Annotated in this window: 26 protein-coding genes; 11 read left to right on the top strand and 15 right to left on the bottom strand. The window is 61.6% G+C overall.

Features of this window, described 5'->3' with window-relative positions; genetic code table 11:
- Positions 1 to 282 precede the first annotated feature (282 nt).
- The 7 genes from rplI to HMPREF2743_RS09935 form a co-directional block, all read right to left on the bottom strand.
- Entirely contained in the window at positions 283 to 735 is a 453-nt protein-coding gene (gene rplI / locus HMPREF2743_RS09965; RefSeq protein ID WP_010187895.1) for a 50S ribosomal protein L9, read from the bottom strand.
- 46 nt (positions 736 to 781) lie between these two features.
- Entirely contained in the window at positions 782 to 1372 is a 591-nt protein-coding gene (locus HMPREF2743_RS09960) for a single-stranded DNA-binding protein (protein ID WP_070525637.1), read from the bottom strand.
- 51 nt (positions 1373 to 1423) lie between these two features.
- A complete protein-coding gene (gene rpsF / locus HMPREF2743_RS09955; protein WP_010187899.1) occupies positions 1424 to 1714 on the bottom strand; it encodes a 30S ribosomal protein S6 in 291 nt (96 codons plus the stop codon).
- A 147-nt stretch (positions 1715 to 1861) separates the two neighbouring features.
- On the bottom strand, positions 1862 to 2044 hold the full coding sequence (locus HMPREF2743_RS09950) for a hypothetical protein (protein ID WP_070818743.1): 183 nt from the start codon (positions 2042 to 2044) through the stop codon (positions 1862 to 1864).
- Entirely contained in the window at positions 2041 to 3396 is a 1356-nt protein-coding gene (locus HMPREF2743_RS09945; RefSeq protein ID WP_070818745.1) for a glycosyltransferase family 87 protein, read from the bottom strand. Before HMPREF2743_RS09945 ends, HMPREF2743_RS09950 begins: the two co-directional genes overlap by 4 nt.
- A 63-nt stretch (positions 3397 to 3459) precedes the next feature.
- Positions 3460 to 5676 (bottom strand): transglycosylase domain-containing protein, encoded by a 2217-nt coding sequence (locus HMPREF2743_RS09940; RefSeq protein WP_070818742.1) that lies wholly within the window; start codon positions 5674 to 5676, stop codon positions 3460 to 3462.
- A gap of 76 nt (positions 5677 to 5752) precedes the next feature.
- Positions 5753 to 6112: a DUF5318 family protein gene (locus tag HMPREF2743_RS09935; RefSeq protein ID WP_070818741.1), complete on the bottom strand. Its 360-nt coding sequence runs from the start codon at positions 6110 to 6112 to the stop codon at positions 5753 to 5755.
- A gap of 170 nt (positions 6113 to 6282) precedes the next feature.
- Between HMPREF2743_RS09935 and HMPREF2743_RS09930 the strand changes: the two genes are divergently transcribed.
- The 3 genes from HMPREF2743_RS09930 to HMPREF2743_RS09920 all read left to right on the top strand — a co-directional run bounded on the left by HMPREF2743_RS09930 (position 6283) and on the right by HMPREF2743_RS09920 (position 8323).
- Complete coding sequence (locus HMPREF2743_RS09930; RefSeq protein WP_010187909.1) at positions 6283 to 6762, top strand: MarR family winged helix-turn-helix transcriptional regulator; 480 nt, start codon at positions 6283 to 6285, stop codon at positions 6760 to 6762.
- An 83-nt stretch (positions 6763 to 6845) separates the two neighbouring features.
- A complete protein-coding gene (locus HMPREF2743_RS09925; protein WP_070525643.1) occupies positions 6846 to 7829 on the top strand; it encodes a universal stress protein in 984 nt (327 codons plus the stop codon).
- An 11-nt stretch (positions 7830 to 7840) separates the two neighbouring features.
- The gene (locus HMPREF2743_RS09920; protein WP_070525645.1) at positions 7841 to 8323 is read left to right on the top strand and encodes a hypothetical protein; all 483 of its coding nucleotides are present in this window, start codon (positions 7841 to 7843) and stop codon (positions 8321 to 8323) included.
- On the opposite strand, the gene HMPREF2743_RS09915 is transcribed toward HMPREF2743_RS09920, so the two are convergent.
- Entirely contained in the window at positions 8320 to 9249 is a 930-nt protein-coding gene (locus HMPREF2743_RS09915) for an oxygen-dependent tRNA uridine(34) hydroxylase TrhO (protein WP_070818740.1), read from the bottom strand. The two genes, HMPREF2743_RS09920 and HMPREF2743_RS09915, sit on opposite strands and share 4 nt — an antisense overlap.
- A gap of 218 nt (positions 9250 to 9467) precedes the next feature.
- Positions 9468 to 10964, bottom strand: coding sequence for a DUF1846 domain-containing protein (locus HMPREF2743_RS09910; RefSeq protein ID WP_070818739.1), 1497 nt, complete (start codon positions 10962 to 10964; stop codon positions 9468 to 9470).
- A 77-nt stretch (positions 10965 to 11041) separates the two neighbouring features.
- On the opposite strand from HMPREF2743_RS09910, the gene HMPREF2743_RS09905 reads away from it, so the two are divergent.
- Together HMPREF2743_RS09905 and HMPREF2743_RS09900 are read left to right on the top strand one after the other, a co-directional pair.
- Positions 11042 to 11857, top strand: a complete 816-nt coding sequence (locus HMPREF2743_RS09905; RefSeq protein ID WP_010187920.1) for an Fpg/Nei family DNA glycosylase — start codon at positions 11042 to 11044, stop codon at positions 11855 to 11857.
- 10 nt (positions 11858 to 11867) lie between these two features.
- Complete coding sequence (locus tag HMPREF2743_RS09900) at positions 11868 to 13454, top strand: NAD(P)H-hydrate epimerase (protein WP_070818738.1); 1587 nt, start codon at positions 11868 to 11870, stop codon at positions 13452 to 13454.
- 161 nt (positions 13455 to 13615) lie between these two features.
- On the opposite strand, the gene HMPREF2743_RS09895 is transcribed toward HMPREF2743_RS09900, so the two are convergent.
- From HMPREF2743_RS09895 to HMPREF2743_RS09885, 3 genes are read right to left on the bottom strand one after another with little or no spacing between them, the layout of a single operon-like run.
- The gene (locus HMPREF2743_RS09895) at positions 13616 to 14440 is read right to left on the bottom strand and encodes a YwaF family protein (protein ID WP_070818737.1); all 825 of its coding nucleotides are present in this window, start codon (positions 14438 to 14440) and stop codon (positions 13616 to 13618) included.
- Positions 14441 to 14493: 53 nt separating this feature from the next.
- On the bottom strand, positions 14494 to 15141 hold the full coding sequence (locus HMPREF2743_RS09890; RefSeq protein ID WP_070525159.1) for an ABC transporter ATP-binding protein: 648 nt from the start codon (positions 15139 to 15141) through the stop codon (positions 14494 to 14496).
- Complete coding sequence (locus tag HMPREF2743_RS09885; protein WP_070818736.1) at positions 15141 to 16136, bottom strand: ABC transporter permease; 996 nt, start codon at positions 16134 to 16136, stop codon at positions 15141 to 15143. The genes HMPREF2743_RS09890 and HMPREF2743_RS09885 overlap by 1 nt, the downstream gene beginning before the upstream one ends.
- Before the next feature lie 115 nt (positions 16137 to 16251).
- Between HMPREF2743_RS09885 and HMPREF2743_RS09880 the strand changes: the two genes are divergently transcribed.
- The 3 genes from HMPREF2743_RS09880 to HMPREF2743_RS09870 are packed head-to-tail and all read left to right on the top strand — an operon-like array spanning position 16252 to position 19024.
- Entirely contained in the window at positions 16252 to 17418 is a 1167-nt protein-coding gene (locus HMPREF2743_RS09880; RefSeq protein WP_070818735.1) for a histidine kinase, read from the top strand.
- The gene (locus tag HMPREF2743_RS09875) at positions 17393 to 18013 is read left to right on the top strand and encodes a response regulator (protein WP_070818734.1); all 621 of its coding nucleotides are present in this window, start codon (positions 17393 to 17395) and stop codon (positions 18011 to 18013) included. The genes HMPREF2743_RS09880 and HMPREF2743_RS09875 overlap by 26 nt, the downstream gene beginning before the upstream one ends.
- Positions 18014 to 19024 carry an NAD(P)-binding domain-containing protein gene (locus tag HMPREF2743_RS09870; RefSeq protein ID WP_070818733.1) on the top strand — a complete coding sequence of 337 codons (1011 nt, stop codon included), beginning with the start codon at positions 18014 to 18016 and terminating at the stop codon, positions 19022 to 19024. It begins immediately after the preceding gene.
- A gap of 3 nt (positions 19025 to 19027) precedes the next feature.
- Here HMPREF2743_RS09870 and HMPREF2743_RS09865 read toward each other — a convergent pair whose 3' ends face one another.
- Positions 19028 to 19600 carry a VanZ family protein gene (locus HMPREF2743_RS09865; protein WP_070818732.1) on the bottom strand — a complete coding sequence of 191 codons (573 nt, stop codon included), beginning with the start codon at positions 19598 to 19600 and terminating at the stop codon, positions 19028 to 19030.
- A gap of 86 nt (positions 19601 to 19686) precedes the next feature.
- Here HMPREF2743_RS09865 and HMPREF2743_RS09860 point away from each other — a divergent pair, with 86 nt between their 5' ends.
- A complete protein-coding gene (locus tag HMPREF2743_RS09860; protein ID WP_070818731.1) occupies positions 19687 to 20652 on the top strand; it encodes an MDR family oxidoreductase in 966 nt (321 codons plus the stop codon).
- Between the two features lie 30 nt (positions 20653 to 20682).
- Here HMPREF2743_RS09860 and metS read toward each other — a convergent pair whose 3' ends face one another.
- On the bottom strand, positions 20683 to 20847 hold the full coding sequence (gene metS / locus HMPREF2743_RS09855; RefSeq protein ID WP_070525148.1) for a methionine/alanine import NSS transporter subunit MetS: 165 nt from the start codon (positions 20845 to 20847) through the stop codon (positions 20683 to 20685).
- A gap of 25 nt (positions 20848 to 20872) precedes the next feature.
- Complete coding sequence (locus HMPREF2743_RS09850) at positions 20873 to 22492, bottom strand: sodium-dependent transporter (RefSeq protein WP_070818730.1); 1620 nt, start codon at positions 22490 to 22492, stop codon at positions 20873 to 20875.
- 342 nt (positions 22493 to 22834) lie between these two features.
- Here HMPREF2743_RS09850 and HMPREF2743_RS09845 point away from each other — a divergent pair, with 342 nt between their 5' ends.
- Together HMPREF2743_RS09845 and HMPREF2743_RS09840 are read left to right on the top strand one after the other, a co-directional pair.
- Positions 22835 to 24535, top strand: a complete 1701-nt coding sequence (locus HMPREF2743_RS09845) for an FAD-binding dehydrogenase (protein WP_070818729.1) — start codon at positions 22835 to 22837, stop codon at positions 24533 to 24535.
- A gap of 27 nt (positions 24536 to 24562) precedes the next feature.
- Complete coding sequence (locus HMPREF2743_RS09840) at positions 24563 to 25846, top strand: hypothetical protein (protein ID WP_070818728.1); 1284 nt, start codon at positions 24563 to 24565, stop codon at positions 25844 to 25846.
- Positions 25847 to 26055: the final 209 nt, after the last annotated feature.

The following is a 26055-nucleotide window of genomic DNA, read 5'->3' as shown; positions in this document are numbered from 1 at the left end:
CCTACCAGCGGGTTAACACCATACGCCGTGAGTAAATTCACCGTTAACTCGCCACCGAGTTATCCACAGATAGTGTGAGTTATCCACAGTATGGCTCTGATCCCAAAGCTCCATCTCCCATTGGCCCACAAAACGGCCTGAGGCCGTGCTTCCTCTCACCACCTCACATAGTGGGAGGAGCACGGCCTCAAGCCTTGCTGTTGTCTTAAGGTCACGTCCTGCGTACCGGCGCCGCGCCTCACACGCGGGCGGACGGAGGGTGACCGTCGTGCGCCTTAATTCTTAGGCAGCGACGACCGAGAAGTTCACCTTGCCGATAACGTCAGCGTGCAGCTTCAGCTCGACTTGGTAGTTGCCGGTCTTCTTGACCAGGCCCTTGGGAAGCACAACAATGCGCTTGTCCAGCTTCGGGCCGCCAGCGGCGGCAACGGCGTTCACGATGTCCTCTGCGGACACGGAGCCGAAGAGCTTACCGGACTCGGAGGTCTTCACCGGGACGTTAACGTCCTTGAGCTCCTCCAGCTGGGTACGGATCTCGCGTGCATGGTCCAGGTCGCGGATTGCGCGAGCTTCCTGGGCGCGCTTGATGCCCTCGATCTGCTTCTCAGCACCGCGGGTGGCAACGATAGCCAGGCCGCGCGGAAGCAGGTAGTTACGTCCGTAGCCGTCCTTAACCTCTACAATTTCGCCGGGGGCGCCGAGGTTCTCAACGGCAGCGGTGAGGATCAGCTTCATGATCCCTGCCTTTCAATTGAGTTAAATGAATACTTGCGTGACAGTCTTAGAACGGGGGTTCTGCATCCGCACCACCAAAGCTTCCTGCTTGGGGTGCCGAATTCCACGGATCGTTGCTCGGAGCCGACTGCTGGGACTGCTGCGGGGCAGAGGACTGGGACTGGTTTCCGGAGAAACCACCCTGGTTTCCGGAGAAACCGCCTTGGTTGCCACCGCCGTAGTTAGCACCACCCTGCTGCTGGCCGCCGCCATAGTTGCCGCCGCCGTTGCCGGACTTGCGGTTAACCTGTGCGGATGCATAACGCAGGGACGGGCCGACCTCATCGACCTCAATCTCAAAAACAGTGCGATTCTCACCCTCACGAGTCTGGTAAGAGCGCTGGCGCAAACGGCCAGTAACGATAACGCGCATGCCCTTGGTTAGGGTCTCCGCAACGTTTTCTGCGGCTTGGCGCCACACGTTGCAGGTGAGGAACATGGCCTCGCCATCCTCCCACTGGGAAGTCTGCTGATTATAGCGACGCGGGGTGGAGGCAACACGGAAATTCGCCACTGCGGCACCCGCCGGGGTGAAGCGCAGTTCCGGATCAGCAACGATGTTGCCGACAACCGTGATGTTGGTATCTCCCTGAGCCATGTCTTTACTCCTTAATATCGGTTACGTGGATTGCTCGAAACCCAGTATCCGCTATTTGCTGTCGGTGCGCAGAACCTTGGTACGCAGAATGGAGTCGTTCAGGTTCAGACGGCGATCGAGCTCGAGAACGGAGTGGGATTCACACTCCAGCTCCACGACTGCGTAGATGCCCTCTTCCTTCTTGTTGATCGGGTATGCAAGACGGCGCTTGCCCCACACGTCAACCTTTTCGACTTTGCCGCCATCCTTGCGGATTGCCTCGAGGAACTTGTCTAGGGACGGGGTTACGGTGCGCTCATCCTGATTAGGATCCAGAATGATCATGACTTCGTAGTGACGCACGGACCTCATCACCTCCTATGGTCTAGTAATTGGTATCGGCCATATCACCTTTGCGGATATGGCAGGAGGGTCTGTTGCGTCAAGCAACTCTCACACAGTACCGCACTGACCGGCGGAAAAGGAAATCCCTTATATCCTCGGCCGCCTCTAGTGGGTCGCCGCGACAAAGATCGCCGAACCAGCAGGAATCACGGTGAGAAACAGGAGGGCCAGCAGCCCCAGCACAATGGGCCAGGTGCGGTCTTTAGAGCGCTGAAAAAGGTAATAGGCGCTCAACACGCAAATAAAACCCAGCGTGATGGAAATGATGCCCAGGATCGTCATAGTCATCGCGCAAAATCCCCCGCCAATGGATCCCTACCGCCGTGCGCAGCACGGACCTTATCTTCCGATTTGCCCCACATCTGACGGATGATCAGTACGCCGATGGCGATGATGAAGCCATCACGGGTAATCACCGCGATATCCAGCATCTCGTGCGGCAGGCCCTTGTTCTCAGCCCCGAGCATGTGCCAGGTAAGGATGGGCCAGAGGAGGGCGTCGGCAAGCGCCCAGCTAAAGATGAGACGCCAACGTGGCAGGGCCAAGAGCGCCGGTACGACGAGCCACAGTGAGTACTGCGGCGACCACACTTTGTTAAAGATCAAGAAGGCCATGATGATGAGATAGATCATCTCAGCCACCCGCGGCGCACGCGGTGTCTTGAGCCCCATGATGGCGATTGCCGCGCAGCACGCCAGGAAAGCCACGAGGGAGAAGGTGTTGAGGAAGTCCGCTTCGAAGCCCACGCCCGTCACGCGGCTCAACAGCGCATAGATCGTGGTCCACTCCGCACCGCGTTCCTGATTGAGCCTGAAGAACTCGCCCCAGGCTTCGGGGTAGGCCAGCGCCACGGGAAGGTTCACCACGAGCCACGTCACAGCGGTTGCCGCGAACATCTTGAAGAAAGGCGCCCAGCGCTTGTGGCGGATGGCCAGCACCAAAAAAGCGCCCAAGATAAACAGGGGCCACAGCTTAAACGCTGTGCCGAGCCCAATGAGGATGCCGGCGAGCCAGTTCTTACGCTTTGTCACTGCAAGAAGCGCGCCCGCCATGAAGGCCACCGACGGGATGTCCCAGTTCGTAAAAGCGTGAATAACCACGAGCGGGCTGGCCGCCATGAGGATGGTGTCCCATGCCCGGTTACCCGTGAGCTGGAAGACCATCACCACCGTACCGACCCACACGAGGGACATGATGAACGCGGTCAGCCCAAAGTACCAGCTGACATCTGCCATCCCAAGCCACTCGACCGCCGGATAGGTGGTGCGCGCCAGCCATCCGACGGCTCCCTGGAAGAGGCCAGCCAGTACCGGGTACTCCATGTAGCGGGTGAGATCGCCCTCAACCCAGGAATAGGCATAGGGGAAGCCCGGCTGATCGAGTCCGCGCCCACCATAGAGCGGGACGATGTCGTTGTAGCAAAAGGCCGTGTATTGGCGGTTGCCATCCCAGTTCAGGCTGATGAGGCCATCCTCGCCCCGGCGACTACCCGCACAGGTTGCCTTACTCAAAAACCCAAATGCCAAAAACGTCCACGCCAGCGTGATAGCCACGCGCAGGGGCGTCCACCACCCGGAATAGGCCGAACGAGCAAAGCGCCCCGTCGGCCCACCCAAGGCGTCGACCGCGTTGCGGGTCATAGACTCAGATGAGAGAGACACGATCTGCGAAGTAGTGTGATGGCTCACCGGGCGATCAATCTCCTATTGACCAAGTAATTGGTCGAGTCCATCTCCATTGAGAATGTCATCGAGCGAAGGGACCTCGGGCTCTGCGGGTTGGGCCGGTTGCTCAGGCTGCGCTGGCTGGCCTGGGGTCTCCCCCCGTCCCTCATCGTGGTTCTCGCCGTCTTCGGCTGGCGCTTCCTCGTCGCCCTCGTTCTCCGGGCTTGCCGGTGCCTGGTTCCACGTGGTGCTCTGGCTCGGGTCATAGACATACCCGGAGCCCCAGCTGCCGACGCCATAGTGAATCGGATAAGCCTGCGGGAAGGACTGCTGCTCGACGTTGGCCAGAGAGGTGTCCAAGATGGACTTCCAGATCTTCGTCGGTGCGTCCGAGCCGTACATGATTCCGCCCCACTGATTAAAGATTGCGGAGGTGTTATCAGCCGTGCCTACCCACACTGCTGTAGCCAGCTGAGGCGTGGAACCAACCATCCAGGCATCTTTGTTTGTACCTGTATCACCCAGCTGGGTGGTACCAGTCTTGGAGGCCGACGGGCGTCCACCAGCCAGTGCGCCATTCGACCATGCCGCAATCGGCTGCATCGCAGAAATAACGTTATTAGCCACGTTGGCGGAGACACGGCGCTCACCGCCATCGGTCGGATTCTCGTAGAGGACCTCGCCGGCGGCGTTTTCTACCTTCTGTACGAAGTGCGGCTGGTGCCAGACGCCCTGGTTGGTCAAGGTAGCCATGGCGGTTGCCATATCGAGCGGACGGGACTGGTACTGGCCCAACACCACGCCTTCGTACGGCGTGCCACCGTTTTCCGTCAGGGTCTTCTCAATCCCCGGCAGGCTGCGGGCGACGCCCAACGCGTGGGCCATGTCCGCGGTGTCCTGCATCTTGTTTTCCAGGTCATCCTGGAGGCGCAGGAAGGACGTGTTATAAGAATTCTTCAGTGCCTCAGCGATGGAACAGCTTCCACAGCCGCCGCCCACGTTGGTCACGGTCTGGGAACCAGGCAGTTGGTAGGGAGCGGAGGAGTAATAGGTGTTGAGGTCAATGCCCTGCTGGAGGGCCGCGGCCAGCGCCATGATCTTAAAGACCGAGCCGGTCTGCAGCGGGGAGTTAGCGTAGTCCCAACCATTCGAGTCATCGCCGCCAAAGTAACCGCGCACAGCGCCCGTTGCTGGGTCGATGGTCACGGCTGCGGCACGAGCGTCCTCCTGCAGCACGGCAAGCTGCTCGTGGGCGGCGTCGGTCGACGCGTTTTGCACAGTCATATCAATGGTGGTGGTCACCTTGAGGCCACCGGTGGCCAGCTGGTCCTCGGTGATTCCCACGCGTGCCAACTCGCCGGTGACTTGGTTCTTGATGTGCCCATAGGCGCCGGGCGCCTCGGTGTAGGCAGAGTACTCGCCCGGGTCGCGCGTCTCCGGGAAGGCCATCTGGGAACGTTCAGCCGAATCCAGCTCGCCCATCTCGACGAGACCATCCATGACGTAGTTCCAACGGGCCTGCGAGCGTTCCTCATCCACCCACGGATCCAACACGGATGGAGACTGGATGAGGCCGGCGAGCACAGCGCCTTCCTCTACGGTGAGGTCCTTAGCGTCCTTGTTGAAGTAGGCGTTAGATGCAGCCTCGATGCCATAAGCATTACGGCCGAAGTAGACCGTATTGAGGTAGGCGTTGAGGATTTCTTCCTTGGACCACTCGTTGGTCATCTTCACCGAGTAGATGAGCTCACGAATCTTGCGAACGTAGGAGTATTCATCACCCACCAGTGTGTTCTTTACGTACTGCTGGGTGATCGTGGAACCACCGCCGGCAGTGCTGTCGCCCGTGAGCTTGCCCAAGACAGCGCGGCCCAATCCAGTGAAGGAAAAGCCTGAGTTGGTCCAGAACTCGCGGTCCTCGGCGGCCAGCACGGATCCCTCTACATAATCCGGGATCTCGTCCAGGGTCACCTGGCGCCGGTTGCCCTCAGGCGGAACCAGCTTGGCCAACTGCGTTTCCCCATCGCCGGCGACGATGGTGGAAATCTGACTCGGCTGCAGCTCCTCGGGCTCCGGGACGTCGTACTGCGTATACGCGAAGCCGAAGAGAAGGGCGGGGATGCCCACCAAAACAAATAAGACAGTGAGCACGATCCACGGCCAGCGGCGTTTAGAGCTCGACGAATGCCGTGCGCTGCGCGAGGGGCTCTTCCTACTTTTACCGGACTTTCGCCCAGAGGTTTCCTTCTCGGTCACTGATCCGTGTCCTCATCAATCCTGTACAGAAACTGTAAATATATGCAGCTTACCGGCGCGAACTGGGAAGCCAAAACTACCCTAGAGCATAGACCGTGGCGGCTCGAAGCAGATGATTCCAGCGGCACGCCGGACACACTTCCACGAAATGCACGGTGAATTCGATTCCCTCGGAGGCTATCTCCGCGATTTCTATTTCGCTCCGCGCGCTGCCTGCTCGGCGTTTCAAGGCATCTCCGTATACCCACCGAGTTAGCCGCATTTCCTCACCGCAGACTGGGCACGGCTTGTGCATGTCGACGCCGTGGTGCTTCGCCGCAGCACGAAGGAGAAAATCGGCATCGCATACCTCTTCGCGCCCGAGCTTCCCCGCACGAAGTTCACGCAGATGTTGCGCGCGCTCCCATTCATAGGAGACCTCATTGCGGTAGGCCACGGCTGGCTTTGCCTTTGCCGGCTCTGCCTTAGACGGAGAATTCACGCCGGACAGTGTAGTGCCGGCGACGCTAACAATCTAGAGTGCTCCTAAACATTTCGTGATAGAACACCTAATTTTTTAAATAACTAACTACCGAACCCCGTGATTCCTAGCTACACTTATTTTCCATGAGTGAAGAAACTATTGAATCCCCAGTCCCCTATGAGGATGCCCTGGAAGTCGCCCGCCAGATCCAGCCGGCGCTCAACAAGCTCATGCTCATCTTCCAGCGCACCACGGAGGGCACGTCCCTGACAACGTCGCAGGTCTCCATCATGAACCAGCTGCGCATGCGCGGCCCCTCCCGCGTGAGCACCATCGCGCAAGCAGAACTCATCCGAATGCCGACCGCCTCCAATGCGCTATACCAATTGGAGCGCCAAGGCTTCGTGGAACGGCACCGCGATGAAAAAGACCGCCGCGGCGTACTCGTCGCCCTCACCCAGCTCGGGGAATCCGAGCTGACCATTGTCTCCCGCCAACGCGCGGCAGCTTTGGCTGAGATCCTGCGCTGGCTCGACCCAGAGGACATCAAGGACGCTGACACTTTGGTCAATCTCATCTCCAAGCTTGCCGATGTCTACCGTCCAATCATGGAAGGGAAATAGACCAAAAAGTGCCGGTAGAGCGGATTTTATTTTCCGGCATGAAGGGTCGATAATGAAGAAAACGACCCCGAACTTTTTATTGAATGGCTAAGAATTCTTCACACCCTGCGGAAGGGCCATGCTCCCCGGACGACCAGCTCCCTCCGCTCCGCGTCCTCGTGTCGTGGAGCCCTAGCTCCACCGGCACGGAGGCCATCGAGTTTGCAGCGTGGCTCGCGCGTTCCACCTCCGTTCGGATTCGCGTGGTTTCAACGATTTCGCAGCCCCTCACCGTGACGTCGCTCAGCAAGCTCAGCGGTTCCTACAAGAAGTGGTTCAAGAAGGAGCACGCCACCTGCGAACGCGCCGTCAAGCAGGCCTTGCACGCAGCCGGGGTGGATAAGGACCAGCTCGATAAAAACGTCTCCGTTCTCTTGGCAGGGCCTTCTCGCCCACAGCTCTTGGAGCAGGCGGCTGAGGATTTCAAAGCGAGCGTCATCCTCCTTGGGGCCAATCAATCCGCGCCGAAGGGCCGTTTCTTCTCTGGTTCTACTGCTGACGCGCTTCTGCACTATTCGCCCCTCCCTGTCGGTCTCATCCCGCGTGGCATCAAGCTGTCCAAGCACGGCGTCACCCGCATCAATTTCGCCTTCACCGACTTGGGCAGTGCCGACGACCCCGCCCTCCTGCATGCCGCATGCATTGCACAGCGCGGCGGAATCCCCCTGCGTATCCTGGCGTTTTCCCCCAAGGGGCTTGTCGACGTCCCCCTCGAATACTCTCCGACCTTTCCCTCCGATGCCCCCAATTGGCGCGAGCACTCACTCTCACTGTTGGACCGGGCGCACGATTTCATCGCGGATGCCTACCCCGAGCTTTCGGTCACGACGGCCATCGGCAGCGGCCATGGTTGGTCCGGCGCGGTGGATTCACTGAAGTGGAAGAAGGGCGATCTGCTCTGCTTGGGTTCCTCTCCCATGGGGCCCATCGAACGCGTCTTCATCGGCAGCACCGCCACCGAGCTGCTTCCCCACCTGGGCGTTCCAGTACTGGTCTGCCCCAGCACCTACGATAAAGAAGCACGTTAGACTGACAAACCATGGCAGCAGAGCACCCCGAAAACGATCTCACGTCCGACGCGGACTATACCAACCTGCCTCGCCCTGAGCCTCGCAGCTTTGACGAGCTTGCCGACGAACCCGATCCCCTCACCGTCGCCGAGGCTAATCGCCGTTCCTCGCGCCAAGCGCTGTGGTTTATGATTTTCATCCTCGTCGGTTCGGCGCTCTATGCGCTTCTCCTCGCGGGCATCTTCAAGGTCGCTGGAACCACAACCAACTGCCTGCAAGCCGAATACGCCGCTTGGCTCTGCACGAGGACCCAGCGCGCCGTGTTCGCCACGACGACGCTGATCATCCCCTTCATTGGCATGATCGGCTGCGCAGTCATTATGGTGCGCAAACTCAAGGCTTACGTGCGCTGGCGCGGCTGGATGGCCATCTTCTGGGTCATGGCCGGCAACTTCATGATCTGGTGCATCAACGATATCCAGATCCTGCTGGCCCCGGTTCTCGAAAACTAGGCCTGTGCCTGGGACGCAGCCACCTCGGCGCAATCTGGGCGCCCACAGTGCTGTGTCTCTACGTGCTGGATGCAATCATCACAGATGAGCACCTGCTTGCGGCAGGTGTCCTCATTAATGCAATTGTGGAAGGTATTCGTCCCCTTCCCACAATGCACGCAGTGGCCGAGCTGAATAAAGCCTGGATCCTCTAGGCCCTGGCCAAACTCGTGGTGCATGCGCTTGTCAAAGACATACATCGAGCCTTCCCACAGGCCATCGTTGCCGTACTTTTCGCCGTAGCGGACAATGCCGCCGTCAATCTGATAGACCTCGTTAAAGCCCCGGTTCTTCATCAGCGCGGAGAGGATTTCGCAGCGGATGCCGCCCGTGCAATAGGAGACCACGGGCTTATCCTTCATCCAGTCATACTTGCCGGACTCGAGTTCGGCGATGAAGTCGTGGGTCGTACGCACATCCGGCACCACGGCATTCTTGAATTTGCCGATTTCCGCCTCCATGGCGTTGCGGCCGTCGAAGAAGACGACCTCCTCGCCACGCTCCTCCACCAACTTGTTGACCTCTTCGGGCTTGAGGTGGACACCACCGCCGATGACGCCGTTCTCATCCACCTTGAGCTCGCCCGGCGCGCCGAAGGCCACGATCTCATCGCGCACCTTGACCGAGAGGCGCGGGAAGTCCTCCGCACCGCCCTCGGACCACTTGAACTCCATCTTCTTGAAGCCCGGGTACTCGCGGGTTTCGCGCACGTAGCGCTTGCAGGCCTCCATGTCCCCGCCCACGGTGCCGTTGATGCCGTGCTCCGAGATGAGGATGCGGCCCTTCAGCCCGAGCTTCTCGCAGAGGTTACGCTGCCACAGCATGATCGCGGTGGGATCCTCAATGGGAGTGAAGCAGTAGTAGAGGAGAATCTTGCCAATAGTCACGCCCGCAAGTCTAGGCCCGCTGCGAGGTAAAACCCCAATCTTTTGGGCCCAACGCTGCAACCGCTCTTAACCCAAAGCCCCAGACCTCGATCCCGCAACCTGCAGGTGGGTGGTGGGGCGTCGCCAAGCGCTTGCCGACGCCCACCTGCAGGTTGCGGGTTCCAGGTCTGGGGGAATGCCTACCGAGATAGCGCTTCCCTCCAATGTTCGGGAGAATCTTAACGCTTCTGGTACAGCGCGCTCTTGCGGGCAAAGACCGGATCGGAGGTCACCAGGACGCCCAGGTTGCGGAAGATGCCCTCATCCACCGAACCCAAGATGGTGGTGGTGTGGACATCGCAGCCCTCGAGTTCCTTCAGTGCGTCGAGCGCGCGGCGGGCGTTCTCATCCTTAGCCGCGGAGACAGAGAGCGCAATGAGCACCTCGTCGGTGTGCAGGCGCGGGTTCTGCGAGCCCAAGTGCTTGGTCTTCAACGTCTGGATCGGCTCGATGGATTCCGGGGACAACAAATGCAGGTCATCATCGATGCCAGCGAGGTGCTTGAGCGCATTGAGCAGCGCGGCTGCTGAGCAACCCAGCAACGGGGAGGTGCGGCCGGTGATGATGGTGCCGTCGTGAAGCTGCAGCGCGGCTGCCGGGCCTTGCGTCTCTTCCGCCTTCTGACGTGCCGGGAGCACAACCGGACGGTCGGTGGACTTAATGCCGGCCTTCGCCATGACTACGGCGGCGCGCTCGGATTGCGTGGTGTCGAGGCCATTGCGGGCCTCCTCCACCAGCGTCTTGAAGTAACGGCGGATGATCTCCTGCTGGGAGGCCTCGCGGCAGACCTCATCGTCGGTGATGCAGAAGCCCACCATGTTCACGCCCATGTCCGTCGGAGACTGGTAGGGAACGGTGCCGGTCAGGCGCTCCAGCAGAGACTTCAGCAGCGGGAAGGCCTCGACATCGCGGTTGTAGTTCACCGTGGATTCGCCGTGCGCGGAGAGGTGGAAGTGGTCGATGACGTTGGCGTCGTTCAGGTCCACGGTGGCCGCCTCATAGGCCAGGTTCACCGGGTGATCGAGCGGCAGGTTCCAGATCGGGAAGGTCTCAAACTTGGCATAGCCTGCTGGCACGCCGCGCAGATTCTCGTGGTAGACCTGCGAGAGCGCGGTAGCCAGCTTGCCGGAGCCCGGCCCCGGCGCGGTGACCACCACGAGGTCACGGGTGGTCTCCACATAGTCATTCTTGCCCAGGCCATCCTCGGAGACAATGAGGTCGATGTTGGCGGGGTAGCCCGGAATGATGCGGTGGCGTGCCACCGTCAGCCCCAAACGCTCGAGGCGCTCGATGAAAGCCTCCGCCTGGCTATTGCCATCCTCTAGCTGGGTCATGACGATGTTGTTAACCAGGAAGCCGCGGTCCCGGAAGACGTCGACAAGCCGCAGCACATCATCTTCGTAGAGGATCCCCAAGTCACCGCGCATCTTCTGGCGCTCAATGTCCTTGGCATTAATGCAGACGAGGATTTCTACGTCATCCTTGATGCGCTCGAGCATCGCAATCTTGTTATCCGGGGTGAAACCGGGCAGAACGCGGGAGGCGTGCATGTCATCGAAAAGCTTGCCGCCCATTTCCAGGTAAAGCTTCCCGCCAATTTCTTTGCGCCGAGCATTAATGTGCTCCGACTGCAGCTCAATGTATTTTTCACGGTCAAAACCGATTGCGCGCCCCATAGTATTTAGGCCCTTCCGTTCAACGGGTAGTACCCGGAAAGTCTACAGCAGCACAGCCCCCGCGTAGACTTCCTGACATGCCTGAGGGACACGTTATTCACCGCCTTGCCCGCACACTGAATGCGGATTTCCGTAACAAGCCGCTGGCCGTGAGCAGCCCCCAAGGCCGGTTCGCTACGGAGGCCGCGCTTGTCGACGCCTCTCCCCTCTCCCTCGCCGAAGCCTTTGGCAAGCACCTTTTTGTCCACTTCGATACGGATAACCCGCGCCACGTTATCTATATCCATCTGGGCCTCATCGGTTCCCTGCGCTTTGAGCCTTCTGCCGATGTGTGGGGCCAGATCCGGCTACGCATCGATAACGGCACAACGGCCGCGAACCTGCGCGGCCCGCAGTTCTGCACGCTCATCACGGAGGAGGAGTACCAGGCCAAGGTGGCGAAGGTGGGCCAGGATCCGCTGCGCAAGGATGCCGACCCAGATACCCTATGGGACCGCGTGCATGCCTCGCGACGCAGCATCGGCGCGATGCTCATGGACCAGGGTCTATTCGCCGGGGTGGGCAACATCTACCGCGCAGAAGCTCTTTTCCGACAAGAGCTTTCCCCCTTCATCCCCGGCAACCAGCTCGACCGCGCCGAGTTCGATGCCATCTGGTCTGACCTGGTCGATCTCATGGACTACGGTGTCGAGCACGGCCGCATCGACACGGTCCGTCCCGCCCATACGCCGGAGGCCATGGGCCGCGAGCCGCGCAAGGATGACCACGGCGGCGAGGTCTATGTCTATCGCCGCGCCGGCCTGCCGTGCCATGTGTGCTGCACCGAGATCCGCGAGCAGGTCATGCAGGGCCGCAACCTCTTCTGGTGCCCTACCTGCCAACCCGCGCGCTAGGGTGTGGGTTATGCGCCCTGCTTATACCGTTGCCGCCGTCCGTGCCGCTGAGAAGCGCCTGCTTAAACAGCAGTCTCATGAGGAGCAGCTTATGAAACTGGCCGCCGCGGCGGTGGCAGAGGCTGCTTCGGTGATGCTGGAGGAACGCCCCGGAGCGGTGCTCATTCTTGCCGGTTCCGGCGGCAACGGCGGGGATGGGCTCTACGCCGGTGCGGCGCTGGCCTCGCGCGGGGTTTCGGTCCATGCCCTGGTTCCAGAGCGCTGTCACGAGGAGGCTCTCGCTGCGTTCCGTTCCGCCGGTGGCGCGGTCCTTTCTGCCGACGCGCTGCCGTCAGGCAGCGCGCTGGTTATTGACGCCATCGCCGGCCTCGGCTCCGCCCGGGGCTTAAGCGGCACCGCGCTCTCGCTCTACCGCGAAGCCACCGCTGCCGGGGCTACAGTCTTAGCCGTCGACATGCCCACCGGCGTCGATGCCGACACGGGAGTGTGCGCCGCGGATGCCGTCCGCGCCGATATCACCGTCACCTTCGGCTCGCCGCGCCTCGGCCACGCGCTGGCCGCCGAATGCGGACAGGTCGTGGTCTCCGATCTCTTCTTACCCGGCGCGCCCTCGTTTGCTGCGACCCTCGCTGAACTCGATGAACCAGCGGCATTCATCGCCCACGAGCCCTCCGTGCCGACGCCCTTTACGTGGCAATCGGGCGAACTCGATCTTCCTGACGGGCGCGCATCCCGCCCCTGGCCGGTTGGCTGCACCGGACCCATCGTTGATCCCACACCAGGCGCGCGCTCGGATAAGTATTCCGGTGGCGTCGTCGCCCTGGCCGCCGGCAGCGATATCTACCCGGGTGCGGGGATCCTGTGTACCACCGCGGCGGTGCGCGCCACGCCCTCGATGGTGCGCTTCATCGGCGATAACTCAATCACCTGTTTGCTGCCCGAGCTGGTTTGCCATCCCGATGTGTCCTCCGCCGGCCAAGCCCAGGCCTGGGTCGTGGGCCCCGGCCGCGGCACCGATGCAGCGGCCGCCACCGAACTGCGAAAGGTCCTGGCGCAGGGTCTGCCCACCGTCATCGATGCCGATGCCCTAACGCTTCTGGCACGCAATACCTCCCTGCGCCAGAAAGCCACCGAACACCCGATGACCATCCTCACCCCGCATGAAGGCGAGTTCAGCCGTCTCTATGAGGCCACTTTCGGCTCTGCTCCCGATGCGTCTGCTGGGTGGGCCGCTGCCCTCCACGAGCTTGCCGAAGAGCTACACAGCATCATCCTGCTCAAAGGCCGCTTGACCCGCGTCCCCGCTCCGGGCCAGCCGCTCTATTCTTTCAACGCCGGTCACTCTTTTGCCGCGACCCCCGGCTCCGGGGACGTGCTCTCCGGCATTCTGGGCGCGGTCATGGCCCAGCTCTTCGCCAGCGCCCCCGCCGCGTCCCCTGCCGGGGTCATCGCCGAGGTCCTCCACGCCGGTGCCATCCACGCGCACGCGGCGGCCATCGCGGCCGAAACCCCCGAGGGCTTCGCGCCATGTTCGGCCTCCCAGATCGCTGCGGCTATCCCGCGGGCCATCGCGCGGCTCCTCAACGCCGAGCGCTAGCTCCTTGGCCCGGCGCTAGCTCCGCCGCTAAGTACGTTTCGATCAAATAGCGCCCCAGAAATTCGAAGATCTGGGACCTTGTTTGATCGATCCGTACCTGGCCGCCACCACCTTGGTACGTTTTCTCAACGAAGCCCTAGAATTTCGCGATTTTCGGACCACTATTTACGAAAATGTACCTTGGCCCGGCGCAGAATACCGGATGCGGTACCGACGGACTTGCGCATGAGCCCGCGCGGGCCCACCGCCACCGTGCCGCGGTGTAGTGAGGTGTTCTCCCACGGCCACGTCATCCCGGCCCATGCTGCTGCGACGGCAAGGATTTCCACTGCGATGTAGCCAGGCCATGGGCCGAATAGGTTGATGATGGAGGAGCTGCCCGGCGCGTGGTTCAGGAAGCCATAGTTGCCGTCGGTCTTCGCGTTGACTGCCATCGCGATAGCCATCCACACCGGCGTGACCTTCACGGCGAAGCGGTAGCCCTTCCACGTCGGGCGGTAGCCCAAGCCGAAAGTCAGCGCCAGCGGCACGGCGAGTGCAACAATGTGGAAGAACCAATAGGTACCAAACCGCAGCCACCGCGGGGAGAAGTAGTAGATGACATCCGGCGTGATGATGGCCTGCGGGTTGAGGATGATGCCCCAGAAGTAAGACAGGGTCAGGGCATGCTCATTGCCGGTGATAAGACCCAGCGCCAAGATCGGGCGCAGCACATCGCACAGGTGCAAAGGCAAAGACTCTCGGATATCGAATTGCTTCGGGTCTAAGGAGATGACCGTCCACGCAGTACCCGCCACCAGCAAGGCCCAGCCCACCATCCGGCGGATGAACGCCTCGCGGGAGGTTCCCTTGATTCTGTGAGCAGCGACGATAAAGACCCCGCAGGCCACCACGGTGATGCTCAACATGAGCGCGTGCAGCGCGGTCCACTGCTGCATGCGCGGGTAGTCAGTTGGGCTTACTCGGGGCTTGCGGGGTCGAATCATAACGGGGTAATAATTTACCCCTTTGTATGAACATATGAGAGATAAGCGGGTTCCTACGCGGCTAGCTCGGAATATTCGGAGAGCTTTCCGTCCTTGACCTCGACCACGGTATCGGCATAGTCAAGGAGGCTGCGGTCGTGCGTGATGAACAGCGTTGCGGTGTCGAAGTCATCGGTGACACCGCGCAGGAGCTTGGCAATCTCGCGGGAGAGCTTGGAGTCCAAGGCGGAGGTCGGCTCATCCGCAAGCAACACGGAAGGCTGGCCCATGAGCGCGCGCGCAATGTTGACGCGCTGGCGCTGACCACCGGAGAGCTGGTTCATGCGGCGGTTGCCAAAGCCCTCCAAACCCACGAAGCTGAGCAGCTCGTCAGCCCGGTCACCGCGGGGCTTGCGGCCCTCCATGTGGTCAATAATGAGCAACTGCTCGCGGGCCGTCAGGGCAGCTAGCAGGTTGGCCTGCTGGAAGATGAGCCCGCGGGTGCCGTGCATCTCAACAGTTCCGGAGTCCGGCTCGATGAGACCGGCGGCTACGGAGAGCAGGGTGGATTTACCGGAACCGGATTCGCCGATCACGGCGGTGAGCTCGCCGGGCTTAACGTCCAGGCTCACGCCGTCGAGTGCAGTGGTGCGGGACTGGCCGTCGGGGTAGGTCACCACGATGTCGCGCAGTGACAGGGCGGGAGTAACGGTAGTAGTCATTAGGCGTTGCCTCCTAGGGCGTCGAGCGGGTTGATCTTGGAAACGCGGCGGGTGGCCAGGAAGGCACCGGCGATGCCGAGCAGCCAGATGCCGAGCGCGGGGACGATGACGGTCATGGCGGAGACCTCGAAGGGCACAGCACCTTGGGCGGCAAGGCCCAGCAGCCAGCCGACGAGCGCGCCTGTCCCAACGCCACTCGCCAAGATGATGGCTGCCTGCGCAATAGCATCCTTGAGCAGGTACTTCACGCTGGCCCCAAGGGCACGCAGGATGGACAGGTCACGAGTGCGCTGGATGGTCCAGATGCTCAGGAAAGCGATGGTGACCAGCGCGGAAATACCATAGAGGAAGGCCTGCATGGTCAGCAGGGAACCGCGCTCCGAGCTATAAGCCGGAAGACCGGACAGGGCCTTGCTCATGGACACGGAAGTGTCGGTCGGCTCCTGGGACAGCACGGCCACACCCACCATGTCTTCGGGGGAATGGGAGACCTTCTGCCAGGTTTCGGTAGAGACCCACACCACCGGGGAGTGAGAGTAATACTCATCCTCGACCACTGCGTTCACGTCCAGGTCCACTCCGCCGAGGGTGCCCCGGGAGGGCGCGTTCAGGGCCTCGTCGATGGATTGGCTCAAGACCATGCCTTCCTCCGGAATCACGGTGCTGGAGCCAGGAATCTGGGTGCCGGCGGGCAAACCGATAACCGCCACGCCGCCGTGGCCCTCCAGCTTGGTTTGGGAGGTGCCCAGCGGAATACCAGAAGCGGGAACGTCCTCGGCGAAGATCTCCGACTCGGTGAAGGAGGGATCTTCCGTCGAGAAGGTCACATAAGGATTCTGCTCCCCGAGTGCCTCAAGCGCGGAGGTGTTTTGCTTGGACAGGCCTTGGGTCAGGCCGGACAACATAACGAGCAACAACGTAATCAGAGCCACGACGCCGCCGATCAGGAAGAACCGACCGCGGGCTGTGACTATCTCTCTCAATGCCAGGAACATACTATTTATCCTGCGTGTGCGGGCGCCGAAAGTAATCGGGTAGCCAGTTGAACCTCCACTCAACCAGTTGGTTGATTCGCGCTCCCCCACCTAGGCGATAGGCTGGTGCGTCGTGATGATGAGCAACAAACTGTGGACCGTGGGACTGCACACCATGTTCGGTTTTCTCCTCGTCTTCGGAGTGCTCCGCGCATGGGCCGATGAGCGCCTCGACGCCCGCGCCCTCGGCCTCTCCATCGCACTCGCAGTGGTCTACACGGGATTTGCCATCTTCGGTTCCCGCACCATCGCCCGCCCCATCCCCACCACGCTCTGGCTCGCCGCCCTGTGCCTGTTGTGGATCGGGCTTATGGTGCACGCCCAAGACTTCATGTGGCTCGAGTTCCCGCTGGTCTTCGTCTTCATCCATGCGCTTCCTTTCTGGCCAGGAATCGTCGCCAGCGTGATCCTGTGGGCCGTGGCCGCCTTCGTCCCCGCGTGGATCCACCCGCAATTCTGGACCGCGGCCGCGGCCATCGGGCCATTCATCGGCACGTGTTTCGCCGTGGCCGTCTACCACGCCGCCCGCCGGGTTCAGGCGGAAGCGGCACACCACGAGGCCGTCGCCAAGCAGCTGCGTGAGACCCAGGAAGAACTGGCCGCCAGCGAGCACCAAGCCGGGCGCCTCGAGGAGCGGGAGCGGCTCTCCCGCGAAATCCACGACACCGTGGCGCAGGGGCTGTCCTCCATCGTCCTGCTCAGCCGCGCCGCCAAGAACACGTCGACGCAACAGGACGTCACCGAGCAGCTCGCGCTCATTGAGAAGGTGGCCCAGGACAACCTGGCCGAGGCCCGGCGCTTCGTCAAGGAGCTCGCGGCCCCTGCCTCCTCCATCGATAAGGAACTGCGCACACTCGTGGATGAGCTCCAAGCCCAGGCCAAGGGCCTCGGGCTGCGTACCTATTTTGGACTCAAGCTCACCGGCAGCGCCGACGTCCCCACCGAGTTTTCCCACGTCATCCTGCGCGCCGCGCGCGAAGGTCTCACCAATGTCATGAAACACGCCGACGCCGACCGCGCCGTGGTCACCCTCGGTTCTTTCAAGGATGAGATCACCTTGGATGTCGCCGATGACGGCCGCGGCATCGAGGGCCCGCGCGGCTTTGGGCTCACCGGCCTGGAGCAGCGAGTTCGCAGCGTCGGTGGCAGCGTCCAGGTAGAATCTTCACCCGCCGGCACCGCGCTCGCGGTGCGAATCCCAACAGGAGGCAGCAGCAATGGTCAACGTGATGCTCATCGATGATCACCCCGTGGTCCGCGCCGGGCTGCGCGCGATTCTTAACGCCTTCCCCGATATCGAGGTGGTGTTGGAAGGCTCCGATGGCTCGGCCGTCGAAAAGCTGGCGGATGCTGATGGCCCCCATATCGATGTCGTCGTCTGCGATATCCAAATGCCGGACGTCGACGGTATCGCCGCCACCCGGCGCGTGCGCGAGCTCGATGGGCCCCCGGTGCTCATCCTGACCACCTATGACACGCAGGCGGATATCTTGGCCGCCGTGGAGGCGGGCGCGCTGGGTTACCTGCTCAAGGACGCCCCCGAGGAGACGCTACACACCGCGGTGCTCGACACCGCCGCGGGCAAGCGGACCTTGGCGCCTGAAGTCACGAACCTCCTGGCGGAGCGCTTGGCGCAGCCGGAAACCGCGCTGTCTCCCCGCGAGCTGGAGATCCTGCAAGCGCTGGCCACGGGAGCCTCCAACAAGCAGATTGCCCAGCGGCTTTTCATCTCCGAGGCCACGGTCAAAACCCACCTCATCCACGTCTATCAGAAGCTCGGCGTGGAAACCCGCACCGCAGCCGTCTCCGCCGCCCGCGAGCGAAAGCTCATCCAATAGATGCATACCTACGATTGCATCGTGGTGGGTGGCGGCCAATCCGGCCTGGCCACCGGCTACTACCTGCGCCGCCAGAAACTCGACTTCCTCGTCCTCGACGCCAACTCCTCCCCCGGCGGCGCCTGGCAGCACGTGTGGGATTCACTCACACTCTTCAGCGATGCTCAGTCCTCCACCCTGCCCGGCTGGCCCATGCCCTCCTACCCGGGCTTCCCGCCGGCTTCCCACGTGGTGGACTACCTCACCCGTTATGAGCAGCGCTATGACCTGCCGGTCCGGCACGGGGTGGCAGTGGAGCGCGTGCTTGACGACGCCTCCCGCTTCCGCCTCCTCACCACCCACGGTGAGTTCCGTGCCCGCACCGTGGTAGCCGCGACGGGCACCTGGTCCGCGCCCTTTGTCCCCTACTACCCCGGTGAATTTCAGGGGCGCCAATGGCACACGGCGAGCTACCCGGGGTGTGGTCCTTTCGTAGAGCGCGGCCACAACAATCCTGTAGCCGTTGTCGGTGCTGGTAATTCCGGCGCGCAGATCGCCGCCGAGCTCGCCCTCGCCGGCGTGGACACCACGTGGTTCACCGCGCACCCTCCGCGCTGGATACCGGATGATGTAGACGGACGCGTGCTCTTTAGCCGCAACCGTCAGCGAATGCTGGCCAAGCTTCGGGGCGAGCCGGACCCGGGCCCCGAAACAGAACTGGGGGATATCGTCATGGTCCCGCCAGTGCTCAAGGCCCGTGATAGTGGGCTGCTGAGCGCCACCAGCATGTTTTCCTCGCTCGATGAGCTAGGCCGCGAGGGCTTTAGCGATCTCATCTGGGCCACCGGCTTCCGGCCGGCCTTGCGCCCATTCCCTGGGTTATTGGCAGAAGGAAAGCCCACGGTGGAAGGTTTCTTCCCCGTGGGCTATGGCTCGTGGACGGGCCCAGGCTCGGCCACGATTACTGGAGTGTCACCCTATGCGCGGCAGGTGGCGGGGGACGTCGCTAAGCTCGTGCGTACGCCCAGCTAAGTACTACAGCGTCACCATGGCGAGGAGCACCACCGCTGCCAGCGCAAGGAGGAATCCCAAGCGACGCAGGATCTTTGTCTGCCCTTCGCGCCGCAAGCGCGCCATGAGTACGGCGCCGAGGACAGAGCCCACGGTGTTGTAGAGAAGGTCATCGACATCACTAAAGCCCAGAGCAAAGATGTATTGGGCGCTTTCTATGCACAGGCTGGCCATGAGGCCGATGAGCATCGCCCCGCCCAGACCCCATTTAATACCCGACAGGTTGCGTCCAACTACGTAAAGCGCCGCCCCCAAAGGCATGAAGAGAGCGATATTTCCCACGAGGTCGGTCCACGCGCCGTACCACACGGAGGCGTTCTCAAAACCACCAAAGAGCTGTGTATTTACCTGGCGCACCGCATGCGCGGAACCATCCACCACACCGGGGATATCCATGAAGGGCTTGCCCACCGTCGCCAACATCACGACCATCAAGGACAAGGCCGTGACCAGGAAGGAATCACGACGCAGGTGCGGATATGGATCCGGCGCGGGCCGCAGCCTATTGCGCGAGTGTTGAGCTTCTATCCCAGTCATGCGCTTCACCCTAACGATGTTCTCTGGACGCTGGCTGAAGCATTAGCCGGAAAACGCTGCTTCACATCCTCTGTACGATAGTGCCCATGAGCACACTCATTGTCACTCGCACGGATTCCGGAGTAACCCATTCCTTCCAGGAGCAGCCCCTGCTCGGGGAAGGTGACACGGTCGTAGATGTGCAGTTTTCTTCCCTTAATTACAAGGACGCCATGGCCTTGGAGGGAGATAAGGGTGTCATGCGCATCGATCCCCTCGTCCCCGGCATCGATGTCGTGGGCATCGTGGCGGAAACTTCTGATTCTCGCTTGAACCCCGGCCAGCTGGTCGTCGCCTGCGGCGATGGCTTGGGCGAATTCCGCCACGGCGGCTACACCACCCGCCAGCGCGTCAACGCAGAGGCCACCATCCCCGTGCCCCAGCGCTTCAGCGCACACGATGCCGCCGCGATCGGCACGGCCGGCTACACCGCCGCTATCTGCGTGAACCAGCTGCGCGCGCACGGCACCACGCAGGGCCATATCTTGGTCACCGGCGCCACCGGCGGCGTGGGCTCCATCGCGGTCCAGCTGCTCAAGTCTTCCGGCTACGAGGTCACCGCCGTTACCGGCCGCGTGGAATCCCAGTCGGAGTACCTCACCTCACTCGGCGCGGATCACGTGCTTGACCGCGCAGCGTTGTCCGAGACCGGCCGCCCGCTGCAGAAGGCGCTGTACGACGGCGCCATTGACACCGCCGGTTCCACCGTTCTGGCCAATGTGCTGGCACAGGTGCGCTGGGGCGGCGTGGTGGCCGCCACCGGCATGGCGGCTGGTCCGGATCTTCCCGCCTCGGTGCTACCGTTCATCCTGCGCGGCATCGTGCTGGCCGGCGGTAACTCCGTCGACGCGCCCCGCGAGGTGCGCGAGGCAGCCTGGCAGCTTCTCGACGAACACCTTGACCTCACCATGCTGAACTCTATTACCGAAACGGTTCCGCTGGCCGATGTCGCCACCGCGGCCACCGAGCTGCGCGCCGGCTCGCGCCACGGGCGCACGGTGGTTGAGATTTAAGCGGGCGCAGAGCTCACCGCGTCCCGCTGTTTAGTGCACGCGGTGGGACAGAGATTCGTCGTCTGTGCCGGGGGCATTGCCCAACTCGCCCGTGGTGTCATCGTCACTGCGGGCCAGCCAGATGGAGGAGAGCACCAGTCCGCCCCAGATGACGACGACGAAGAGGATGAAGAGCAGGATTGCGCTTGTAGTCATTGTCGTTGACCTTTCCTAATACTCGTTACTTGTCGTCAGTGTTCGGTGCGGCTGTAGTACCCGTGGCAAGCGGGTTCGGGGTGCCGGCTGGACGCCCACCTACGGGGACGCCGTAGTCCGAGGTCTCCATGCCATCCAGGTACTTGTTCCCGCGGAAGGCCACCAGCGGCATGAGGAAGCTGGCAAGCAGGATGATTCCCAACACCGCCCAGCCAAAGAGGCCAATCTGGGTGGAGGAGTAGCCCTCATAGCCCTCGCGGGCGATGGTGAGAATTTCGTTGACTAGGAAGTAGACCAGCAGCAGCGGGGTGGCGATGAAGGTCAGGAACTGCCAGAAGCCACCGACCTTGAACTGCGATACCGCATTGAGGTGCTGCTGAATCTCGCGGCGGCGGCCGGTGACCCAGCCGACGACCACCAGGGCGCAGATGGAGCCGAAGACGATACCCAGGTTGTTGGTGAACTTATCCATGATGTCCAGCGTGACCAAGCCCGAGGACGTGGAGAAGAGAACACACGACACCACAGCCATGGTGCCGCCCACGGTGATGGCGGAAACGCGGCGGGAAATGTTGAACTTATCTGCCACGGCGGAGACGACGACTTCCATGATGGAAATCAGGGAGGTCACGCCGGCCAGGAAGAGAGAGCCGAAGAAGAGGACGCCGAACAGTCCGCCGAGCGGCATGAGGTTGATGATCGTCGGGAAAGCGATGAAGGCCAGGCCGATGCCGGAAGATGCCACCTCATCCACCGCCACGCCCTGCTGGGCGGCCATGTAGCCCAGGGTGGCGAAGACGCCGATACCGGCCAGCACCTCGAAGGAAGAGTTAGCAAAGGCCGTAACCAGGCCGGTGTTGGTGAGGTTGGTGCGCGGCTTGAGATAAGAGGCGTAGGTAATCATGATGCCGAAGCCAATGGACAGGGAGAAGAAGATTTGTCCGTAGGCGGCAATCCACACCGACGGGTTGCTCAGCACGGACCAGTCCGGGGTAAAGAAGGCGTTGAGGCCCTCGGCGGCGCCGTCGAGGAAGAAGGCACGGATGACCAAGATGATGAACATGACGGCCAGGACAGGCAGGAAGATGGACGTCAGTTTGCCGATGCCTTCATTGATGCTCGTGGCCAACGTGGCGATGCAGACGATCCACACGAGGATCATGACGCCAAGGATGGACGGGACGATGTGCCCTGAGTAGGTCGCCTCCGGCTCTGCTTGGAGGAAGTCACCCATGAAGTACTCCGCGGGATCATCGCCCCATGCCTGGGTCACAGACTTGATGGTGTAGAGCGCCGCCCAGGCAATGATGGCGGCGTAGTAGATGGCGATGAAGAAGTTCACGCCGACCTTGAACCAGCCGATTCCCTCCCAGCGGCTACTGATACGGCGGAATGCTAGCGGTGCAGAACCGCGGAAGCGGTGACCAATGGCCAGGTCGAACCACAGGATGGGAATACCCGCGGTGAGCAGGGCAACCATGTACGGGATGAGGAAGGCGCCGCCGCCGTTCTCATAGGCAACGTAAGGAAAGCGCCAAATATTTCCCAGGCCGACGGCGGAGCCGATGGCGGCCATGAGGAAGACAAAACGCGTATTAAAAGTATCGCGCGTCGAACGAGTCTTATGCGTGGTCAATGTAGTCATGAGAGAACTTTCTTCTTGAGCAAATATCGCGCACGGCAAGACCGTAGGAATCGTTTATACGGGCCGCGTACGACGAGTATTAGCGAGAAGCATAGCCTACCTGCCGACCTATAGGTACCGTTTTGAATATTTATTTCTAGATCTTTATCTCTGACCAAACCCCATGGCCAGGGCCTCAAAACCACCACTCCCCTTCAACGCCTAGCTCCTGTCCGGAACGGTAAATCCGGAAGAGGCCCGAGCGATGAGGCCTGATATCGTGCAGAGTCATGGCTAAGCTGAGACACTCAGCGTGCGAGCCAAGTCACACAATCGCGGCCGGTTTCTTTTATCATTACTGTCATGAAAGAAACTAACTCGGTCACTGGCTCCGTCATCATCGTCGGCAGCGGCCTCGCCGGCATGGTCGCCGGCTACGAGGCCCTCAAGGGCGGCAAGCACGTCATCTTCCTGGAACAGGAAAACCGCAATAACCTGGGCGGCCAGGCCTTCTGGTCCCTCGGCGGGCTGTTTTATGTCGACTCCCCCGAGCAGAAGATGATGCGGGTCAAGGACTCCGAAGAATTGGCCTGGCGGGACTGGGCCAATTCCGCTGACTATGACCCGGTGACCGAGGATGACCGGCACGATTTCTGGGGCGCGAAATGGGGCCGCGAGTACGTGCGCTTCGCCGCCAATGAAAAGCGCGGCTATCTCAAGTCCTTGGGCCTCAACGTCCTGCCCACCATCGGCTGGGCCGAGCGTGGTTCGGGCGATGCCTCCGGCCACGGCAATTCCGTACCGCGCTTCCACCTCACGTGGGGTACGGGCCCGGAGGTCGTGCGCGTCTTCCGCGAGCCGCTCCTTAAAGCAGAAGAACAAGGCCAGGTAGAGTTCCATTTCCGCCACCGCGTGGATGAGCTCGTCGTGGAGAACGACGACGCCGGCAATCCGCGGGTCGTCGGCGTGCGCGGCAGCGTCCTCTCCCCCACCAACCAGGTACGTGGCGAGGCGAGCCCGAGGGACGTCGTCAAGCACTTCGAGCTGCGCGGCTCCGCCGTGGTCATCGCCACCGGCGGCATCGGCGGCAATCTGGAGAAGGTACGCAAGATGTGGCCCACTGAGCGTTGGGGAGAATGCCCGAACGAGCTGGTCACGGGTGTTCCCGCGCATGTCGACGGCCGCGGCATCGACATCGCCCAACAGGCCGGTGCCTCCGTGGTCAACACCGACCGCATGTGGGCCTATACCGAGGGCATGACCAACTGGAACTCCATTTGGCCCGGCCACGGCATCCGCATCATCCCCGGGCCCTCGGCGCTGTGGATCGACGCCGAAGGCAACCGCCTGCCCACCAACCTCTTCCCCGGCACCGATAACCTTGCGGCCTTGGCCCACATTGGCCAGACCGGCCACGGTTACTCCTGGTTCGTGCTCAACAAGGCCATCGTGGACAAGGAATTCATCTTCTCCGGCTCCGAGCAGAATCCGGATCTTACGGATAAGGAATTCAAGAAACTCGCCGGCAAGCTCGGCCCCGGCACACACGTGGCCGTCAAGGCATTCATGGAGAACGGAATCGACTGGGTCGTGGAAGACAACCTGGAGGATCTCGTCGCCGGAATGAATCGCATTTCACCGGAGGGCTCCCCCACCATTGAGGTAACCCAACTTAGAAAAGTCCTGGAAGACCGCGATTCCCAGCTGGATAATCTCTTCAGCAAAGACGCCCAAGTCAACTACCTGCGCGTGGCCCGTGGCTTCTTAGGCGACAAGCTCATCCGCGTTGCTCCCCCACACCGCATCCTGGATGACAGCAAAGGCCCGCTCATCGCTGTGCGCCTGAAGTTCCTGACCCGCAAGACGCTCGGTGGCCTGGAGACCAACCTGGACGGCCAGTGCCTCAACCCCGATGGCACGGCACTCCCCGGCCTCTATGCTTGCGGCGAGGCCTCCGGTTTCGGAGGCGGCGGCATGCACGGCAAGAATGCGCTGGAAGGCACCTTCCTCGGCGGGTGCATCTACTCTGGCAAGCGCGTGGGCGAAGCCTTGGCGCGCGAATAGCACGGTTTTCTAATACTGTCGGGCACTATGAACCTCGCTAGGAACGTCCGTATCGACGTGGAGAACCCTTTCTTCACCACGGCTCGCTTTGTCGCCGCCCCCGCGGAACTCACCGTGGGCGAGATGATGATTATCGTTCACGCCGCGCTCGGCCTTGAGCCCTCTCATCCGGGAATCCTCGTGGGCGAGGAAGGAACGCCGATCGACGTCCTCACCATCATTGACCAGGACTTTTTCGAAACATTCCGGGAAGTAGCGCACTACCACCCCTCGGAGGGCGCATGGAATATCAGCATCAGCGTGGCGGACACCTCGCGCGTCGTCATGGGCCTGCCAGCCCTCATCGCCGGTGAGGGCCCCGATCTTATGAGTGAGCTGGGCAGTGCCGAGGCGATGTTCAAGGTGGTCCTTGATGTCCAGGCGACCATGGCCTACATGGCTGTACCTACCGAGAGCATGGAACGCATCTTCGCGCTCTTCCCCAACTACACGCTAGACCAAATCCATCAGCGCCTCACCACGTTCTTCCCGCCAGCAGTGGCGCAGCGCCTGGCCACCATGGGCACGGAGGCCGCCAATCTGGAAGGCGGCACCAAGCCCGCGCTGCCTGGGGATCTCCCTCTTGATCCCTTCCGCTCCACTCCTTTCGAAGACATGCCGGTGCCGTCCTCGGAGATCCTGGAGCAATGGCGCGCGGATATCCACGAGGCCTACCCGGAGCTGCGTCCTGACTACGAGCTGCCAGCGCTTGACGACGCCACCGCCCACCACGTAGGCCAGCGTATACGCGAATACCTCGAGGTCATCGAGGAGTATCCACGCCTGACCGGGGCCGGCTACCTGAAGCAAGCGGCCGTCGCGCGCCTCAAGGAGGGACTGAATAGCCCCAATGACTTTGATGAGGTCAAGCGCGAGGACTACCACCAGCCGCTGCTGAACTTGCGGGGCTTCTTGACGGACCTGGATTGGCTCAAGACCACAACGACGCAGATCAAGCTCACCAAATATGGCCGCAAGGCCATGAGCGATCCGCTCTGGGCAACGCAGGTCATCATGAACAACATCCCCTATGCCTACGCCGAACCGGAGGGCATTCCTCAGCTCTCCTTCGAACTAGTCCATTTATTCCGCGGTGAGTGGGAGTTCAATCCGGAATACGACTACACGCACGCCATCACCCGCGATCTGCTGTTCACGCTGGGTGTCATCGAAGATGACTCCACATTCCCCATCATCACCGATGGGTGCGAGGGCTTCCTCGGCGCGATCATCACTAACGTCCGCCAGGAGCTGAACCAAGAGCTGGATTAGCCCTGGTTCAGCCCCCTCCAGGCCGCATGCCGCTGCCTACAACTACCGCGAACAACTCACAACAACCTCGAAACAACTACAAAAACCAGCAACAACCCTTTTGAACTGCCCTTTTCCAACCGATGGGAGTGCTAAACCAGACACAGTTGTTGGCAAAGTTGTTTAAGAGTTGTTTTTCGCGACACTCAAGCCTCAGAAAAACAACTTCC

The organism is Corynebacterium sp. HMSC036D02, assembly GCF_001836165.1.
GTDB lineage: Bacteria > Actinomycetota > Actinomycetes > Mycobacteriales > Mycobacteriaceae > Corynebacterium.
The sequence above is the reverse complement of the archived record's forward strand: the minus strand, read 5'-3'. Positions and strand labels throughout refer to the sequence as shown.

Bases quoted from the DNA above. Each gene is read 5' to 3' on its own strand.
- rplI (WP_010187895.1), bottom strand. From the start codon at position 735: ATGAAGCTGATCCTCACCGCTGCCGTTGAGAACCTCGGCGCCCCCGGC.
- HMPREF2743_RS09960 (WP_070525637.1), bottom strand. From the start codon at position 1,372: ATGGCTCAGGGAGATACCAACATCACGGTTGTCGGCAACATCGTTGCT.
- HMPREF2743_RS09950 (WP_070818743.1), bottom strand. From the start codon at position 2,044: ATGACTATGACGATCCTGGGCATCATTTCCATCACGCTGGGTTTTATT.
- HMPREF2743_RS09945 (WP_070818745.1), bottom strand. From the start codon at position 3,396: ATGACCCGCAACGCGGTCGACGCCTTGGGTGGGCCGACGGGGCGCTTT.
- HMPREF2743_RS09930 (WP_010187909.1), top strand. From the start codon at position 6,283: ATGAGTGAAGAAACTATTGAATCCCCAGTCCCCTATGAGGATGCCCTG.
- HMPREF2743_RS09925 (WP_070525643.1), top strand. From the start codon at position 6,846: ATGGCTAAGAATTCTTCACACCCTGCGGAAGGGCCATGCTCCCCGGAC.
- HMPREF2743_RS09920 (WP_070525645.1), top strand. From the start codon at position 7,841: ATGGCAGCAGAGCACCCCGAAAACGATCTCACGTCCGACGCGGACTAT.
- HMPREF2743_RS09910 (WP_070818739.1), bottom strand. From the start codon at position 10,964: ATGGGGCGCGCAATCGGTTTTGACCGTGAAAAATACATTGAGCTGCAG.
- HMPREF2743_RS09905 (WP_010187920.1), top strand. From the start codon at position 11,042: ATGCCTGAGGGACACGTTATTCACCGCCTTGCCCGCACACTGAATGCG.
- HMPREF2743_RS09900 (WP_070818738.1), top strand. From the start codon at position 11,868: ATGCGCCCTGCTTATACCGTTGCCGCCGTCCGTGCCGCTGAGAAGCGC.
- HMPREF2743_RS09895 (WP_070818737.1), bottom strand. From the start codon at position 14,440: ATGATTCGACCCCGCAAGCCCCGAGTAAGCCCAACTGACTACCCGCGC.
- HMPREF2743_RS09890 (WP_070525159.1), bottom strand. From the start codon at position 15,141: ATGACTACTACCGTTACTCCCGCCCTGTCACTGCGCGACATCGTGGTG.
- HMPREF2743_RS09885 (WP_070818736.1), bottom strand. From the start codon at position 16,136: ATGTTCCTGGCATTGAGAGAGATAGTCACAGCCCGCGGTCGGTTCTTC.
- HMPREF2743_RS09880 (WP_070818735.1), top strand. From the start codon at position 16,252: ATGATGAGCAACAAACTGTGGACCGTGGGACTGCACACCATGTTCGGT.
- HMPREF2743_RS09875 (WP_070818734.1), top strand. From the start codon at position 17,393: ATGGTCAACGTGATGCTCATCGATGATCACCCCGTGGTCCGCGCCGGG.
- HMPREF2743_RS09870 (WP_070818733.1), top strand. From the start codon at position 18,014: ATGCATACCTACGATTGCATCGTGGTGGGTGGCGGCCAATCCGGCCTG.
- HMPREF2743_RS09865 (WP_070818732.1), bottom strand. From the start codon at position 19,600: ATGACTGGGATAGAAGCTCAACACTCGCGCAATAGGCTGCGGCCCGCG.
- HMPREF2743_RS09860 (WP_070818731.1), top strand. From the start codon at position 19,687: ATGAGCACACTCATTGTCACTCGCACGGATTCCGGAGTAACCCATTCC.
- metS (WP_070525148.1), bottom strand. From the start codon at position 20,847: ATGACTACAAGCGCAATCCTGCTCTTCATCCTCTTCGTCGTCGTCATC.
- HMPREF2743_RS09850 (WP_070818730.1), bottom strand. From the start codon at position 22,492: ATGACTACATTGACCACGCATAAGACTCGTTCGACGCGCGATACTTTT.
- HMPREF2743_RS09845 (WP_070818729.1), top strand. From the start codon at position 22,835: ATGAAAGAAACTAACTCGGTCACTGGCTCCGTCATCATCGTCGGCAGC.
- HMPREF2743_RS09840 (WP_070818728.1), top strand. From the start codon at position 24,563: ATGAACCTCGCTAGGAACGTCCGTATCGACGTGGAGAACCCTTTCTTC.